Origin of the sequence: Arthrobacter sp. ov407 (assembly GCF_900102895.1) — a bacterium.
In the GTDB taxonomy this organism is placed as follows: domain Bacteria; phylum Actinomycetota; class Actinomycetes; order Actinomycetales; family Micrococcaceae; genus Arthrobacter.
The window spans coordinates 30442-46287 of sequence record NZ_FNGD01000011.1 but is presented as its reverse complement, the minus strand read 5'-3'; the positions used below and the strand labels follow the sequence as shown (position 1 = coordinate 46287).

General features: G+C 67.0%; 12 protein-coding genes. 5 read left to right on the top strand and 7 right to left on the bottom strand.

Features of this window, described 5'->3' with window-relative positions:
- Positions 1–33 precede the first annotated feature (33 nt).
- Complete coding sequence (locus BLS42_RS14560) at positions 34–759, top strand: SRPBCC family protein (RefSeq protein WP_090582370.1); 726 nt, start codon at positions 34–36, stop codon at positions 757–759.
- Between the two features lie 33 nt (positions 760–792).
- Entirely contained in the window at positions 793–2091 is a 1299-nt protein-coding gene (gene tgt / locus BLS42_RS14555; protein ID WP_090582368.1) for a tRNA guanosine(34) transglycosylase Tgt, read from the top strand.
- Positions 2092–2243: 152 nt separating this feature from the next.
- On the opposite strand, the gene BLS42_RS14550 is transcribed toward tgt, so the two are convergent.
- Both BLS42_RS14550 and BLS42_RS14545 read right to left on the bottom strand, forming a co-directional pair.
- Positions 2244–3263 (bottom strand): sugar phosphate isomerase/epimerase family protein, encoded by a 1020-nt coding sequence (locus BLS42_RS14550; protein WP_090582366.1) that lies wholly within the window; start codon positions 3261–3263, stop codon positions 2244–2246.
- The gene (locus BLS42_RS14545; RefSeq protein WP_090582364.1) at positions 3260–4438 is read right to left on the bottom strand and encodes a Gfo/Idh/MocA family protein; all 1179 of its coding nucleotides are present in this window, start codon (positions 4436–4438) and stop codon (positions 3260–3262) included. The genes BLS42_RS14550 and BLS42_RS14545 overlap by 4 nt, the downstream gene beginning before the upstream one ends.
- Before the next feature lie 154 nt (positions 4439–4592).
- Here BLS42_RS14545 and BLS42_RS14540 point away from each other — a divergent pair, with 154 nt between their 5' ends.
- Together BLS42_RS14540 and BLS42_RS14535 are read left to right on the top strand one after the other, a co-directional pair.
- The gene (locus tag BLS42_RS14540; RefSeq protein ID WP_090582362.1) at positions 4593–5606 is read left to right on the top strand and encodes a LacI family DNA-binding transcriptional regulator; all 1014 of its coding nucleotides are present in this window, start codon (positions 4593–4595) and stop codon (positions 5604–5606) included.
- A gap of 267 nt (positions 5607–5873) precedes the next feature.
- On the top strand, positions 5874–6812 hold the full coding sequence (locus BLS42_RS14535) for a type IV toxin-antitoxin system AbiEi family antitoxin domain-containing protein (protein ID WP_090582360.1): 939 nt from the start codon (positions 5874–5876) through the stop codon (positions 6810–6812).
- A gap of 170 nt (positions 6813–6982) precedes the next feature.
- Here BLS42_RS14535 and BLS42_RS14530 read toward each other — a convergent pair whose 3' ends face one another.
- Together BLS42_RS14530 and BLS42_RS14525 are read right to left on the bottom strand one after the other, a co-directional pair.
- Positions 6983–7678 (bottom strand): queuosine precursor transporter, encoded by a 696-nt coding sequence (locus BLS42_RS14530; protein ID WP_090582358.1) that lies wholly within the window; start codon positions 7676–7678, stop codon positions 6983–6985.
- A 337-nt stretch (positions 7679–8015) separates the two neighbouring features.
- Entirely contained in the window at positions 8016–9452 is a 1437-nt protein-coding gene (locus tag BLS42_RS14525; RefSeq protein WP_090582565.1) for an MFS transporter, read from the bottom strand.
- A 157-nt stretch (positions 9453–9609) separates the two neighbouring features.
- Here BLS42_RS14525 and BLS42_RS14520 point away from each other — a divergent pair, with 157 nt between their 5' ends.
- Positions 9610–10494, top strand: coding sequence for a hydroxymethylpyrimidine/phosphomethylpyrimidine kinase (locus BLS42_RS14520; RefSeq protein WP_090582356.1), 885 nt, complete (start codon positions 9610–9612; stop codon positions 10492–10494).
- Positions 10495–10599: 105 nt separating this feature from the next.
- On the opposite strand, the gene BLS42_RS14515 is transcribed toward BLS42_RS14520, so the two are convergent.
- From BLS42_RS14515 to BLS42_RS14505, 3 genes are all read right to left on the bottom strand, one after another.
- Positions 10600–11877 carry a serpin family protein gene (locus BLS42_RS14515; RefSeq protein ID WP_090582354.1) on the bottom strand — a complete coding sequence of 426 codons (1278 nt, stop codon included), beginning with the start codon at positions 11875–11877 and terminating at the stop codon, positions 10600–10602.
- Between the two features lie 283 nt (positions 11878–12160).
- Positions 12161–13909: a pyruvate dehydrogenase gene (locus BLS42_RS14510; RefSeq protein WP_090582352.1), complete on the bottom strand. Its 1749-nt coding sequence runs from the start codon at positions 13907–13909 to the stop codon at positions 12161–12163.
- A gap of 237 nt (positions 13910–14146) precedes the next feature.
- Positions 14147–15658: a helix-turn-helix transcriptional regulator gene (locus BLS42_RS14505; protein WP_090582349.1), complete on the bottom strand. Its 1512-nt coding sequence runs from the start codon at positions 15656–15658 to the stop codon at positions 14147–14149.
- Between the last annotated feature and the right edge of the window lie 188 nt (positions 15659–15846).

The window sequence follows — 15846 nt, the reverse complement described above, 5'->3', positions numbered from 1 at the left end:
CCCGTGGCGGGTCGGGAGTTGTAGATTCACCCCATGACGAACAATCTGAGCGTTGTGATTAATTCCGACGCGCAGCAAGTTTGGACCATGCTGCGCGAACCCGCCAAGATCGCCCAATGGCACGGCTGGGTGGCCGATGACCAAGAGGCCGAAATCAGCGAAATCTACTTCGGCCCCAATGTGGTCGAAGGCGCAGACCACACCTCCCTGGTGGTCGACGGCGGAGACGTCTTCACCTTGAAACCTGTCCCCACGGGCACGGAAGTCAGCGTCACCCGGGCGGCGATCGACCACAATTCCGAGTGGGCGGCCTGGGACGAGGACATCACCCAGGGCTGGCTGACCTTCCTCCATCAGTTGCGCTTCGCCCTGGAACGGCACCCGCACGGCAAGCGCCGGACCTTTTTCTTCTCCGTGCCCGGCACCGGCGGGTCCGCGATTGAGAAACTTGGCCTCAGCGACGTCCCGGCGCCCGGGGACCCGTATTCGCTCACCCTGCCCACCGGCGAGGAGCTCTCCGGCAAGGTGTGGTTCCGCAGCAACCATCAGGTTGGCCTGACGGTCCACCATTACGCCGAGCACGGGGACGGCCTGCTGATCGTGGCGGACCAGCCCCCCATCACGGATGTCCGGCCCGACGGCGGATCCCTCGCGATCGTCTCCACGTACGACCTCGGGGCCCACCAGCTGGACGCGGTCCGCAATTACTGGGACAAGTGGCGCGCTGAGAACTACCCCACATCGGATCCCGTCCACTGAGTCTTGGGCTGCGTTAGCTGGCACACTTGAACCGTGCCAGCCAATCCTGACCTCGCTTCCGTCCCGCCCGCGCCTGCCCGGCAGTCCGAGTTCTCCTTCCGCGTGGGCAAACGCCTGAGCGAGGCGTGCCCGCCGTCGGCCGGGCAGATTGCCGCCAACGGCGGTGAGTTTCTGGGCCGAACCGGCACCATCGCCACCCCGCACGGGGAGATCCAGACCCCGGCGTTCATCGCCGTCGGCACCAAGGCCACGGTCAAATCCGTGCTGCCGGAATCCGTAGCGGAACTCGGCGCGCAGGCCGTGCTGGCCAACGCCTACCACCTGTACCTGCAGCCGGGCGCGGACATCCTGGACGAGGCCGGGGGGCTCGGTGCGTTCATGAACTGGCGGGGGCCCACGTTCACCGATTCCGGCGGTTTCCAGGTGATGAGCCTGGGCTCGGGGTTCAAGAAGGTCATCGACATGAAATCGGTGGACAATTCCGGACCCGACGACGCCGTCGCCCCCGGCAAGGAACGCCTGGCCCACGTGGACGAGGAAGGCGTGTGGTTCAAGAGCCACCTCAACGGCGACCGGCACCGCTTCAGTCCCGAGATCTCCATGAATGTCCAGCACCAGATCGGCGCCGACATCATGTTCGCGTTCGACGAGCTCACCACGCTGCAGAACTCCCGCGGTTACCAGGAGGAGTCCCTGGAACGGACCCGGCGCTGGGCCGAACGGTGCATCACAGAGCACTTCCGGCTCACGAACGAGCGCGCCGGCAAGCCCTACCAGGCCCTGTTCGGGGTGATCCAGGGTGCCCAGTACGAGGACCTGCGCCGCAAGGCCTGCCGCGACCTCGGCGCCATGAACTTCGACGGCTTCGGCATCGGCGGGGCGCTGGAGAAAGAGAACCTCGGCACGATCGTGCGCTGGTGCAACGAGGAACTGCCGGAGAACAAGCCGCGGCACCTGCTGGGCATCTCCGAACCGGACGACATCTTCACCGCCATTGAGAACGGCGCGGACACCTTCGACTGCGTCTCCCCCACCCGGGTGGCCCGCAACTCGGCGTTCTACCACCCCACCGGCCGGTACAACCTCTCCGGCGCCAAGTACAAGCGCGACTTCGGCCCGCTGCAGGAAGGCTGCGACTGCTACGCCTGCCTGAACTATTCGCGCGCCTACATCCATCACCTGTTCAAGGCCAAGGAGATGGTCTCGGCCACCCTGATCTCGATCCACAACGAGCGCTTCGTCGTGAAAATGGTCGACGACGCCCGGCTCGCCATCGAGGGCGGCAACTTCTTCGAGTTCAAGGCCGAGACCCTGCGGAACTACTACTCCTAGGGGGCGGCCCGGCGTCGGCGGCTCGGCGCGCCCGGCGTGGGGATTCCCGCCGTCGAGGTCGCCGGAACCGTGCCAGATCGCCGGAAGTTTCCGGCGACCCCGCAGCGTTCCGGCGACCTCGTGGATTGCCGTGCCGCCAGTCCGTCAGGCCGTCAGGCGGTCGGGTGCAGCGACGCCGTGAGCGCCGCGTCGGCGTCCCGCAGCACCTTGGCCGCCACCTGGAGGCCCTCGATCCGGCCCAGGGAGACGTCCTCGTGTTCGATGTTGACCAGCATGTTGGGGTCCACCTCGTAGAGCGCCCGCAGGAACTCGGTCCAGTAGGCGGTGTCGTGGCCGCGCCCCAGCGCCACGAAGTCCCAGGCGGAGTCCTTGGGCCACTCATTGGCCCACTCGTCGCCGCCGAGGTTGGTGCGGTTTTCCTCCGGGGAGAGCCGGCGGAAGCTGTTGTCGAGGACACCGTAGAGCGCGGCGTTCCCCGTGTTCACGCGGACGTCCTTCGCGGCCGCCTGGAAGACCAGCGGGCCAAGTTCGCGGACCACGGCCACCGGATCCATCTGCTGCCAGAACAGGTGCGAGGCGTCCAGCTCGACGCCCACATGCGTGGCGCCGGTGAGCTCGATGAGCTTGTGGACATCGGCGGTATTGAACACGATGTTCTGCGGGTGCAGCTCGAGGGCAACCTTCACGCCGTGATCGGCTGCGAGGCGGTCGGTTTCCTGCCAGAAGTCGGCCGCGATGCCCCACTGGTAGTCGAGCACGTCCAGGGCGGCCGAGTTCCAGGCGTTGACGACCCAGTTGACCGTGGTGGCCCCGGGTTCGCCGCCGGGCAGGCCGGACATGGTGACCACGCGGTCCTGTCCCAGCCGCTGCGCCAGCCGGATGGAGCGGCGGATGTCCTCGGCATGCTTCTCGCCGATTTCACGCTTGGGGTGCAGCGGATTGCCGTTGCAGTTCAGGCCCGCGATCGAGACACCGGTCCCCTCGAAAATCGCGAGGTAGTCGTCGCGGGCCGCGTCGCTCTCCAGGATCTGGTCCATGCTGGGGACGTGGACGGCCGGCAGGAATCCACCCGTGTTGATTTCAATGCCGGTCAGGCCCAGGCCGGCGATGACCTTGAGCGCCTCGGGAAGGGGCCGGTCGTGCAGGATTGCGTTGTAGACGCCGAGTTTCATAGCGTGATTTTCTTTCCGTTGTTGAGGGCGGATTCGGTGACCGCGCCGAGCAGTTCCATGTTGCGCACGCCCTCGTCGAACGTGGCGCAGCGGGGCAGGGAGTCCGCCTCGCCGAGGCCGGCGACTTCCTCGAGGAAGGCCCGCGACTGGTAGGCGAAGGCGTCGTTCTGGCCGAATCCGACGCTGGGCGCGTCCATGGCCAGGCCGCCGGCGATGTAGGGGTGTCCCGGGCCGAGGATGACCTGGCGGTAGCCGTTCTCGTTGGCCGGGCCGTCGTTGAGGAACAGCTCGATCTCCGCGGGGCGGCGCTGGTCGAACCGGGCGGCACCGTTCTCGCAAAAGACCTCGAAGATGAGGCTGTTGGCGTGCCCGGCCGCGACCCGCGAGACCTCGAAGCCGCCCGCGCCGTTCTCGAATTCGGCGGAGAACACCGCGTAGTCGTCATTGTCGACCGGCTCGAAGGTGTCGCTGACCGCGGCGTGGTCGTGGCCCATGACGGCGCCGAGCGGCAGCGGGCGCTTGTCGATCACGGTGCTGAGGCGCCCGCCGCTGATGGACTTGATGTCGCCGCAGAGGAACTCGGCGACGTACGTCAGGTGGCTGCCGACGTCGGCCAGCGCGCCGGAACCCGGGCCGCCCTTGTAGCGCCAGCTCATCGGCGCCGACGGGCTGAACCCGTAGTCGGTCCAGTAGCGGCCGCTGAAGTGCAGCACGTTGCCCAGGACGCCGGTACGGATGAGGTCGCGGATGTAGGCGATGCCCGGCGTGCGGCGGAAGGTGAAGCCGATGCGGGCGATCGAGCTGGCGTTGCGGGCCGCCTCGGCCATGGCGCGGGCGTCCTCGATTGAGTCGCTCAGCGGCTTCTCGCACAGCACGTGCTTCCCGGCGGCCAGCAGGCCTTCGACGACTTCGCGGTGCAGGGAGTTCGCGATCACGACGCTCACGACGTCGATGTCGTCGGCCTCGGCGATCGCCTGCCACGACGTGTCATTGCGTTCGTAGCCAAAGCGCTTCGCGGCCAGGGAACCGAACTCGGCGTTCACATCGCCGATGGAGACCAGCCGGATCGGAGGAAGAACCGGGCTGTACAGCGCAGAGGCCGTCCGGTAAGCGGCTGCGTGCGCCTTCCCTGCCATTCCGGCGCCGATTACGGCAACTCCCAAACTGTCAGCCATCGATTTCTCCTTTGAAATTCGGCCAGGCCGACGGCCCGACGCTAGAAAATTGGAGCGCTACAAAAACTGGCGCTGAACAAAAGCGTAGCTATGTGCATATGTCCTGTCAATGGTTGACCGGCTATCCTCGGATGAGACGTGAAAGGCTCTGCAGATGTCGTTGAATACCCCTCGAACCCGCCGCCCGACGATCTACGACGTCGCCAAGAGCGCCGGCGTCTCCCCGTCGCTGGTGTCGCTCGTGCTTCAAAACCCGTCGAAGGTCAGCGAGAAGCGGCGGGAGGCTGTCCGGGCGGCCATGTCGGAGCTGGGTTACCGGCCCAGCCGGGCGGCGACCACGCTCGCCAGCAGCCAGACGAAAAGCATCGGGCTGGTCATTGACGACTTCCGGAATCTCTGGTTCGTGGACCTCCTGCGCGGCATGGAATCGGCGCTGTCTCCCCACGGCTACCAGGTCACCCTCGCGGATTCCCGCCCGGGCGAGAACCGCATCACCGAGGCCACGGACGGACTGCTGTCCATGCACGTGGAGGGCCTCGTCATCGCCGCCGAGCCAAGCGAGTCCATGATGGCCGGGACCTGGGTTCCCGCCGTCGTCGCCGGGTGGCGAAACGGCGTTCCCGCCGGCGCCGACCTCATTACGAACGACGACGACGGCGGCGGCCGCATGGCGGCGGAGCACCTGCTGGGGTTCGGCCACACGCGGATCGGACATCTTTCGGGTTCCGGCGGCGCCGCTGCCCACCGGCGGGACGGTTTCCGCAGCGGCATCCTGGAGGCCGGCGTCGAGGTCCGGATCGCCGGAGAATCCCAGGGGACCTCAGAGGAGAATGGCTACGCCGCCGCCTGCTGGCTGCTGGACCACCACCCCGACACGACCGCCCTGTTCGCGGCCAACGACGCCATGGCCCTGGGTGCCCTGGCCGCAGCCAAGACCCGCGGCCTGTCCGTTCCGGCCGAGCTCTCGGTGATCGGCTACGACAACTCCCAGCTGGCCAAGTCGCGGTACCTGGACCTGACCTCCGTGGACAACCGCAGCGACGTTGTCGGGTCCGATGTCGCAAACACCCTGCTGGCACGGATCCAGGACCCAACCCTCGAACCCCAGCGCAAGCTGATCGAGCCCGCCCTCGTCGTCCGCGGCACCACCGCCCGCGTTCCCGGCTGAGACAGCCCGCCGCACTCCCTGCCGCCCCGCCGACCCTCCCCGCCCTCCGTTTCGCCCGCCCCCGCCGCCCTCCCGCCCTCCCGCCGTCGAATTCGCGGGAAGCCACCGAACTCGCCGTAAATTTCCGGCGACTCCACCGCGTTCCGGCGAAATGGGCGCTCCGTCCCAAGAAGAGCCGTCGCAAAAGATCCGCGGTGCGGCCTCGCGTTTTCCACATAGCAACGGCGCGGTCTGCCGCCCGCTCCCTGGGCAGTTCAAGCTGGTTGCATGACGCAGAACCCCTTGGAGCTGCCGCCGACGGGCAGCCTATGGCGCACCGAACAACTCCTGGACCTCGGCTACAGCTCGCGCGCCATCCGCTCGCTGCTGAATTCGGGCACCCTCGTCCGGCTTCGGCACGGCTGCTACATCCGCGCCAGCCTTTGGCGGGCCCAGTCCCCCGCCGTCCGGAGCAGGCAGATCATCTACGCCCATGCCCACGGAACGCGCACGACGTCGACAGGCACCTTCCTCTACAGCCACACTTCCGCGGCGCGCCTCCGCCGCCTCTACCTGTGGGACGTGGACGACGCCATCCATGTCCTCCAGAAAGTGCGCCCCTCGAACGAGCGCCACGGCAGGGACGTCCGCTGCCACACGCGTCCCTTCGCCGAACACGACGTCGCCGTGGTTAACGGCCTCCGGACGACTTCCCTGGAGCGCACCACGGCCGACTGCGCCATGCTGCTGCCCTACAGGCAGGCGTTGATCCTCACTGACCACGCGCTTCGCCTGGGCGCGGACCCGGCCGCCCTGCAGGCCATGGCTGATGACCTGGACGGCCGGCGGGGGATCCGGACATTCCGCCGCGTCCTGGCCTCGGCCGATCCGCGGTCCGAATCTCCCGGCGAGACCCTGACCCGCGAGCTGATCCTGCGGCTGCGGATCAGGCCTCCAGAGCCACAGCTTGCAGTGTCAAGCCGCGAGGGGCGTCATCGCCTGGACTTTGCGTGGAAGGAGGAGAAGGTAGCCCTCGAGTTCGACGGCAAAATCAAGTACTTCGACTACAGTCCCACGGCCGAGGTGCTCTTCGAGGAACGGCGCCGCGAGAAGGCCCTGACTGAAGAGGGCTGGCGCTTCGTCCGCGTTGAGTGGAAGGACCTCTTCCGAGAGCAGGAATTCAAGAGCCGCCTGCTTCGTGCGCTGGCCGGCCGCCCGCATCCATGAGCGTCGAATTCGCCGGAAGCCCGCGGCGACGCCGGAAACTTACGGCCACCCCGCCGGTTTCCGGCGACTTGGGTGGGGGCGGCCGAACCCGTCCTGTCCCTCGGGTGGCGGCGGCCGAACCCGCCCTGTCCCTCGGGTTCCTCGGGTGGCGGCGGCCGAGGACGGGGGTCCTAGGCCCCGTAGCTCGGTTCGCGCTTCTTGACCCAGCCGATGGCGAGCGAGGTCAGCGGCACGAAGGCGAACTCCACGAGAGTCTTGTAGAGGAAGCCCACGAGGACGTAGTTCACGAACATCCCGACGTCGGTAATTCCGATCACGGACGCGGCGATGCTGCAGAAGATCAGAGTGTCCACGAATTCGCCTGCCACGGAGGAGCCCATGATGCGTGCCCACAGGGACCTTTCCCCGGTCCGCGCCTTCATCTTCACGAGGATCCAGGAGTTGATGGTCTGGCCGGCGAGGAAGGCCAACAGCGATGCCAGCACAATCTGCGGGACCGGCCCCAGGGCGCCTTCCAGGGCTGCCTGCTTGGAGGCGCCGTACTCGTCGCCGAACCCCGGGAGAGCGATGATGATCCAGTAGCAAAGGGACGCGAAGATGGACAGGGCAAAGCTGGTGACGATGGCCTTGCGCGCCACCTTGAAGCCGTAGACCTCGCTGATGACGTCGCCCAGGATGTAGGCCAGCGGGAAGAGGAAGAAGCCGCCGTCCGTGATGACGGGGCCGATCGCCACGCCCTTGGACGCCCCGATGTTGGACAGGATCAACACCACGGCCATGACGGCGAGCATGATGCCGAAATACGGGGAACCAATCGAGGCGAAACTCGGCGGCGCTGACGCCGGGAAAGTCTTGGCGGAAGTCATGGGCATTCCATTCGTAGTGGTTCGCTCGGCGGCCCGTGCCCGCAAGGGAACACGCTTGGCTGCCGGCTGTATTAGCACTGGACGGCCCTGGTGACGCGAGCCGCCGGAACCGCCTCCATTCTCGCACCCGGCCATGCGGGCAGGGGTCTGGTCCCGGGAGTCTGGGCACACGGCGGTCTGGGCCAGGCCCGTAGCCGCGAGTTCGCCGGAAACGCTCGTGGTCGCCGGAAATATACGGCGAGCCGCCGCGCTTCCGGCGATTTCGAAGACGGCGGGCGCCGGCCCCAGCGGCGGGACGACGCGGCGCCTACTCCAGCGGACGGCGCGGCGGCCTGCGCTAGCGACGGGAGGCGTCGATGAGGTCGCTGTCCTCGTCCCTGCCCGTTTCCTTGCCCTGGCCTGCGCCGTCGTCCTTGCCCGCCACCGGTACCGCAGCCGGCGCCCAGGCGTGACCCTGTTCGTGATCCAGGTGCGTGGACTTCTTGTTCTTCAGGGCGAAGATGTAGACCAGCAGGGAGATGCCGATCGCCACGGTGACGTAGGTGAAGAACAGTTCTTCCTGGCCGGCCTTCTGCAGTGCCGCACCGATGAGCGGGACGGTGCCGCCGAAGAGCGAGTTGGCGATCGCGTAGCCCAGGCCGACGCCGAGGGCGCGGATGGACGCGGGGAACAATTCGGCCTTCACCAAGGCGTTGATGGAGGTGTAGCCGCCCACGATCAGCAGGCCGCCCATCATGAGCAGGAACGCGGTCAACGGATCCTTGGTACCGGCGAGGGCGGACAGGAGCGGCCAGGTGAACAGGACGCCGGTGATGCCGAACCACAGCAGCAGCGGCTTGCGGCCCACCTTGTCCGAGATGATGCCGTAGACCGGCTGGAGGAGCATGAAGATGAACAGTGCCCAGAAGTTGATGACGGAGGTGTCGGTCTTGGCGATGCCGGAGGTATCGTTCATGAACTTCAGGATGAAGTTGGTGTACGTGTAGAACGCCACCGTGCCGCCAAGGGTGATGCCGATGCAGATCATGAGCGGCTTCCAGTAGCTGGTGAACAGCAGCTTCATGGTTCCGGGCTGCGCCTGGCCCGCCACGGCCGGGGATTTTGCGGCCTCGATCTGTTCGGCGGAGACGGTCTCCTCCATGGAGCGCCGCAGCCACAGCACCACCAGGGCGGCCACGCCGCCAATCGCGAACGGGATGCGCCAGCCCCACTCGGTCAGGTCGGCCTTGGGCATGGCGTTCTGCAGGACCACGAGGACCAGCAGGGCCAGCATCTGTCCGCCGATCAGCGTGACGTACTGGAAGCTGGAGAAGAAGCCGCGGCGCTTGGAGGTGGCTGCCTCGGACATGTACGTGGCGCTGGTGCCGTACTCACCGCCCACGGAGAAGCCCTGGATCACGCGGATCAGGACCAGCAGGATCAGGGCCCACAGGCCGATCACGTCCTGGGTGGGCAGCACGGCGATGGCGAAGGAGCCCGCGGACATCATGGTCACACTCAGCGTCAGCGCGGCCTTGCGGCCCTTGCGGTCGGCGTACCGGCCGAAGAACCAGGCACCGATCGGGCGCATCAGGAACGACGTCGAGAAGACGGCCATCGCCTCGAGACCGGCTTGGAGCTCGTCCGTGGAGTTGAAGAAGTGCGCCTGGAAGTAGGCCGCGAAGACGGTGTAGACGTAGAGGTCGTACCATTCGACAAGGTTGCCGGCCGAGCCTTTGAGGATGTTGCCGACGGCTTTCCGGGTCTGGGCCGCTTCGGACAGTTGGGTGCTCATCAATGAACCTTCCTGGATCCGGCGCCGCCGGTAAGCAACACCGTCCGCCACCCTAGTGCGCGTGATCCGGAACACTAAGGTTTTGTTCATACTGTTCACGGAATGCTTGTTCATCAGCACAATGCGGGTGGTTTTGGCGGGATGGCAGGATGGGACCATGACTTCTACCGCATTCGACTCCGCTGCCCTGGCAGTTGCCGATACCGCTCCCGACGCCGCCTCCTCCCCCGCCGTCGCGCTGACCATCGCAGGCTCCGAAGCGACCGGCGGCGCCGGCGCGCAGGCTGACCTGAAGACGTTCCAGGAACTTGGCGTCTTCGGGATCGCGAACCTGACCTGCATCGTGTCCTTCGACCCCAAGGACAACTGGAACCACCGCTTCGTCCCGGTGGACCAGCAGGTCATCGCGGATCAGCTGGAAGCGACGACGGCGGCCTACGGTGCCGCGTCCGGCGCACTGGCCGTGTTGGAGACCGTCAAGATCGGCATGCTGGGCAGCCCCGCGACGATTTCGACCGTGGCCGCGGCGCTGGCCGGCGGGCAGTTCGCCAACGTGGTGCTGGATCCGGTGCTGATCTGCAAGGGCCAGGAACCGGGCCACGCCCTGGACACCGACCAGGCGCTCAAGTCCCACATCCTGCCGCTGGCCACCTTTGTCACGCCGAACCATTTCGAGGCCGAGTCGCTCTCCGGGCTGGAAATCACCGACGTCGAGTCCCTCAAGGCCGCCGCGGTCCGCATCCATGAGCTCAGCGGCGCCGCGGTGCTCGCCAAGGGCGGCGTGCGGCTGGAAGGGCCCGACGCCGTCGACGTCTACTACGACGGCGAAACCCTGGAAGTCCTGTCCGCCCCGAAGGTGGGCGAAGTGGCCGTGTCCGGCGCGGGGTGCTCGCTGGCCGCGGCGGTGACGGCCGAGCTCGCCAAGGGTGCGACGCCGCTGGCGGCCGCCCGGACGGCGAAGGCCTTTGTGACCGCGGGAATCCGGAACCGGGTGGCCTCGGGCGCCCCGTTCGATGCCTTGTGGCAGGGCGGCCCGCGCTAACCCGTCAGATAAGACGCTCCCTCACGTTTCGCAGCAACTCTCCGGACGCTCCCTCACGTTTCGCAGAGGGAGCCGTTTCTTGCGTGCAAGATCAGAGGGAGCGTCTCATGAGCGGGGATCGGCCACGGTTCCCATGAACAGGGGCAGCCCGGATTCGACATGCACAATCTCGTAGTGGAACGGCCGGTTGAAATCGATGGTGCGCTCCGGGACGGGTCGGGCACTGGTGACTGCGCCGTTGACCTGGGTCACGGCCGCGGCCACGGTGCCCTTCTCTGCGACCGTGATGTTGGCGGCCTGGGCAGCCTGCGTGAGAGTCAGCTTCGGCTGGATACTGTTAAAGTCCTCCGCAGTGCTTAGAGTTTTGTGCAGTCCGAGGGATCCAAGCACCTTGCGCAGGTCAAAACTGCATTTGTGATCCCACCGGGGCAGCTGGATCTGCACGGATTCCGCCTGCGCCGCGTCGAAGGCTGCCGCAATTTCGGTCAACTTCCCGACGTCGAACGCGGTGGCCGGCGGGCCGGTACCGGCGTCGGGCAGAACCAGCCGCATGACGAAGCCCTCCGCATACGGCAGATCAACTCCGCGCCAGCCCTTGCCTTCCGCATATTTCATTTTCAGTTCGTTGTTCATGGCGGGGGTGGCGATTTCCTCGCCATCCGCCATGGTGAAGGGCAGGTCCGAGGTGTTGTTCGGGTCAAACGGCGCACTCCAGGCGGCCGCAAAGTACAGCGCATTGAGCAGGCTGAAGGTGTTGTCCGGATCGTATTTCGCCGGAGCCTCCTTGATCCGTCCGCCGGTGTTCTCCTCCACCCAGGCATCCATGGCAGGCTTCGTGGAGCGCTCGTCCGGGAAGTTCACTGGGTACACGCCGGTTCCATAGTGCCTGGCAAGGGTGGCCAGGTAGTCCTGGCCCGTGGGCACGGCTTTGTCCACAAACAGGCCGTTCGCCGCGTGCATCACCGGTTTACGCGGCGGGTTCTCCTCGTCCACGGCCCCGGGGTCGCCGTCGAACTTTTCGAGGGAAGCGAGCACCGCGTTCATGGCTTCGTCCCGCCGGTCCGCGGGGAGTCCCAGCACCCCGTCCATTTCGGCGGCGGTGTCCCCGGTGGCGCCGGCCCGGAGCATCGCCAAGGCAATCAGCAGGCTTCCCGGCGAGGAAACGACGTTGCCGTTGGTACCGTTACCGCCGTCGGACAGCAGCGCCGCGCCGAGTTCAAGGGCGGATGCCCGGAAGGCTTTCAGCTCAGCGGCATACGCGGCGCTGTAGACCGAAACCCGTTCCACGCCGTCGGCCTTCAGGAGCACGGGGGCCGGGGGCGAACATGCGGTGAGGGCCACAATGACTCCCGCCGCAGCGATTCTGGTCGCCTTCAACTTCATGGCTGCCCTCCGACAGGTGCGTCCGACTATAGGCGGAATCCGCCGCTCCCAGTCAACCAGCCAGAGCGTGGCACAACGATGCCTGTACGGTCACGGTTTGCCGTCGTTTTGGTCTCGGGGCGGCGGCTCCGCGGTTCCCATCCGGGGCGCCGATCCGGTGGTTCTCCTGAGGCACGACGCCGGTGCCCCTGACGTCCAATTCGCCGGAGTGGCACCGTTTCGCCGGGATTTTCGGGCGAACCGGAGAGCCTCCGGCGAACTCGCTACGTCCCGGCAGCCGTGCTCAGCGCCGCGGGATGTTCCGCAGGTTGCTCCGCGCCATGCTGACTGCCTCGCCGGCGCCCCGGTTGAGGACCACCTTGGACATGGCCGTGGCGAAGCCCAGGATCTGCGCCCCCTTGATCTTCGGCGGGAGAGACAGGGCCTTGGGGTCCGTGATGAGCTCCACGAGCGACGGGCCGGGGTGGGCAAAGGCTTCCCGGTAGGCGGCCTCGACGCGGGACGGGTCCGTGACCCGGACGGCGTGGAAGCCCAGGGCCCGGGCCACGTCCGCGTAGTTGGCGTCCGGGACGTCGACGCCGAAGTCGGGAAGCCCGTCCACCAGCATTTCGAGTTTCACCATGCCCAGCGTGGAGTTGTTAAAGACCACCACATTGACCGGCAGCCGGTGGGCGGCGACCGTGATGAGCTCGCCCAGCAGCATGGACAGGCCGCCGTCGCCCGAGACCGACACCACCTGCCGGCCGGGGTACGCCAGTTGGGCGCCGATCGCGTGCGGCAGCGCGTTGGCCATGGAGCCGTGCAGGTAGGAGCCGATCAGCCGGCGGGTGCCCAGCGGGTTGATGTACCGGGCGGTCCAGACGTTGCACATGCCGGTGTCCGCCGTGAAGATCGCGTCCTCCGCCGCCACCTGGTCCAGCAGCGAGGCCGCGTATTCCGGGTGGATCGGCTGTTTTGTCCCGACGTTCCGGGTGTACGCGCCCACGGCTTTGTTCATCAGCCGGTCGTGTTTCTTCAGCATGGAGTCAAGGAAACGCCGGCTCTTCTTGGCCTTGAGCAACGGCATGAGGGCAGCGAGTGTGGGGAGCACGTCGCCGTGGACGGCGACGTCGACGTCGGTCCGCCGCCCCAGTCTGTGCGCGGCCCGGTCCACTTGCGCCGTACGGGTGCCGGGCAGGAACTGGTCGTACGGGAAATCGGTGCCCAGCAGGATCAGCAGGTCCGCGTCCTCGATGCCCTCGGCCGCGGCACCGTAGCCAAGCAGCCCGGTCATGCCGATGTCATAGGCGTTGTTGTACTGCATGAAGTCCTTGCCGCGGAGCGAGTGGCCGATCGGCGCCGCGATCAGCCCCGCGAGCGCCACCACCTCGTCGTGCGCGCCCTCGACGCCAGCCCCCGCAAAGATGGCCACTTTCTCGGCGGCGTTGATGGCGTCGGCCAGTTCCTGCACGCTGGCGGGGTCCGGCGTGAGCGTCGCTGGCCGGAATGCCGCGGGGGCCGGGGTTGGAGCTGTGGCCTCCAGGCCGGCGATATCACCGGGCAGGGTCACGACGGCGACGCCCCGGAGTCCGACGGCGTGCTGGATGGCGCTGTGCATGACCCGGGGCGCCTGCTCCGCGGTGCTGATCAGCTCGGAGTAGACCGAGCATTCGTTGAAGAGCCGGTCCGGATGTGTCTCCTGGAAGAATCTGCTGCCGATCTGCTTGCTGGGGATGTGCGAGGCAATCGCCAGTACGGGCGCCCCGGAGCGGTTGGCGTCGTATAGCCCGTTGATCAGGTGCAGGTTGCCGGGCCCGCAGGAACCGGCACACACCGCGAGCCGGCCGGTCAGCTGCGCTTCCGCCGCCGCGGCGAACGCGGCCGCCTCCTCATGCCGGACATGGATCCAGTCGATGCCGCCCTGCTGCGAGCCGCCGGTCTTGCGGACGGCGTCGACGATCGGGTTGAGGCTGTCCCCCACGATCCCGTAGATCCGCTGCACGCCGGCAGCCTGGAGTTGTTCGATGAGCTGGGTGGCAAGTTCCTTGGCCATGGGTGCACGCTCCCGCGAGGTGGATCGATGAGCTGACACAGGCCAATATAGTCCGCGCTGCTGACAGCCGCCCCGCCCTGGGAACGCTCCCTCACCTTTGGCAACGGGAACCGAGACGCTCCCTCACCTGATCTGAGGGAGCGCCCGGCAGCTTCGGGCCGGATCTGAGGGAGCGCCCCCCAAAACCGCAGGACCTGAGGGAGCGTCCGGGGAAAACCTGCAGAAGCTGAGGGAGGGTCAGGTGCCGGAGTGCGCCTGCAGGAAGGTGTACACCTCGGTCTCGTCCACGCCCGGGAATGCACCCGGCGGCATTGCGGCCAGCAGGTGGGAGTGGGCCCGGGCCGAGGGCCAGGCGTTGCCGGCCCATTCGGCGGTCAGCGACGCCGGCGGGCGGCGGCAGCAGCTTTCGTCCGGGCAGGTGGACTTGGACCGCTCCGTTGTGTCGCGGCCGCGAAACCACTTCACATGCGCATACGGGACACCCACTGAGAGCGAGAACTCACCGTTCGCGGAGCGTTCCGTCCGGGCAGTGCACCAGTAGGTCCCGGCGGGGGTGTCGGTGTACTGGTTGTACGCGCTGAACTTGTCCGGGACGTCGAACACCACCCGGGACGTCCAGTTCCGGCACGAGAACTGGCCCTCGATGGCGCCGGTGTGGTCCTGCGGGAACGTCACGCCGTCGTTCTCGTAGGCCTTGTAGATGATGCCGCTCTTGTGCGTCTTCTGGAAGTGCGTCCGGATGTCCAGGTGCTGAGTGGCCAGGTTCGTGAACCGGTGCGCGGCCGTCTCGTAGGACACCGCGAAAGCGTCCCGGATGTCCTCGACCGCTATTTCCTTGGCCTGCTTGGCCCGCTGCAGGAACTCCACCGTCGCCTGCTCGGGCAGCAGGAGCGCGGCGGCGAAGTAGTTCGTGGCCACGCGCTGCATCAGGAAGTCGCCGTAGTTGTTGGGCGTCTGGTGGCCCAGGACGTAGTGGCCCAGCGCCTGCAGCAGCACCGAACGGGGGTCGTGATCGCTGCGGGCGTTCTGCGTGAGGTAAATTCTGCGGTTCTTAAGATCCGTCACGGAGCGGGTGGAATGCGGCAAATCCCCCACATGGTGGAGGCTGAAACCGAGGTGCCCGGCGATGTCCGCAATGACGTGGTGGGACAACGGACCGCTCGTGTGGCCCACCGAGGCCAGGACCTTCTGCGCCTCGGCCTCATACTCCGGGAAGTAGTTGTTCCGCTCCCGCATCATGGCCCGCAGCTCGCCGTTGGCGCGGCGGGCCTCTTCCGGCGTCGCCACCTGCTCGTTCAGCCTGCGCTCGAGCTCATGCTGCAGCCCCACCATCGACTCCAGCACATCCATCGGAAGCCGCGAGCTGATGCGGATTTTCGGCAGGTTGAGGGACTCATAGATGGGGCTGCGCTGGTAGCGTTCCAGCTCGATTTCCAGCGCCGCGCGGCGGTTGGGCGGCTCGGCGCCGAGGAGCTCATCGATGCTTACCCCGAGGGCCGCGGCGAGCTGCTGGAGCAGGCCGAGCTTGGGCTCGCGCTTACCGTTTTCAATCAGGCTCAGCTGGCTGGGGGCGGTCCCGACGGCGGCGCTCAGGTCATCGAGCGTGAGCCCGGCGGCCTTGCGCAAGTGGCGGACGCGGCGGCCCATGCTGATGACGTCCACTTCGGGCGCGGCGGGGGACGGCGGGGACGAAGCTTGGCGGTTCCAGCTGGTTGAGTGCATTTCTTGAGAATATGCGAAGAAGTGCATTTCTTTCCAGAGCTTTGACCTAGAAACCCCCTGGAAAGTGAAGAAAAGTAGATCTCACGGAAGCCCCAGCCGCTCCCCCGCACCTCGCAAGCTCGGTGAGGGACCCCGGCGGCCGTGGGCCCATCACCATCCGGAACAACCGGCCAGGATCTGCAGTGACGCAGACTGGCCGGCCCGGACCCATCAAG

Coding starts and splice junctions, on each gene's coding strand:
- BLS42_RS14535 (WP_090582360.1), top strand. CDS start 5,874: ATGACGCAGAACCCCTTGGAGCTGCCGCCGACGGGCAGCCTATGGCGC.
- BLS42_RS14540 (WP_090582362.1), top strand. CDS start 4,593: ATGTCGTTGAATACCCCTCGAACCCGCCGCCCGACGATCTACGACGTC.
- BLS42_RS14520 (WP_090582356.1), top strand. CDS start 9,610: ATGACTTCTACCGCATTCGACTCCGCTGCCCTGGCAGTTGCCGATACC.
- BLS42_RS14545 (WP_090582364.1), bottom strand. CDS start 4,438: ATGGCTGACAGTTTGGGAGTTGCCGTAATCGGCGCCGGAATGGCAGGG.
- BLS42_RS14525 (WP_090582565.1), bottom strand. CDS start 9,452: ATGAGCACCCAACTGTCCGAAGCGGCCCAGACCCGGAAAGCCGTCGGC.
- BLS42_RS14510 (WP_090582352.1), bottom strand. CDS start 13,909: ATGGCCAAGGAACTTGCCACCCAGCTCATCGAACAACTCCAGGCTGCC.
- BLS42_RS14530 (WP_090582358.1), bottom strand. CDS start 7,678: ATGACTTCCGCCAAGACTTTCCCGGCGTCAGCGCCGCCGAGTTTCGCC.
- BLS42_RS14560 (WP_090582370.1), top strand. CDS start 34: ATGACGAACAATCTGAGCGTTGTGATTAATTCCGACGCGCAGCAAGTT.
- BLS42_RS14515 (WP_090582354.1), bottom strand. CDS start 11,877: ATGAAGTTGAAGGCGACCAGAATCGCTGCGGCGGGAGTCATTGTGGCC.
- BLS42_RS14550 (WP_090582366.1), bottom strand. CDS start 3,263: ATGAAACTCGGCGTCTACAACGCAATCCTGCACGACCGGCCCCTTCCC.
- BLS42_RS14505 (WP_090582349.1), bottom strand. CDS start 15,658: ATGCACTTCTTCGCATATTCTCAAGAAATGCACTCAACCAGCTGGAAC.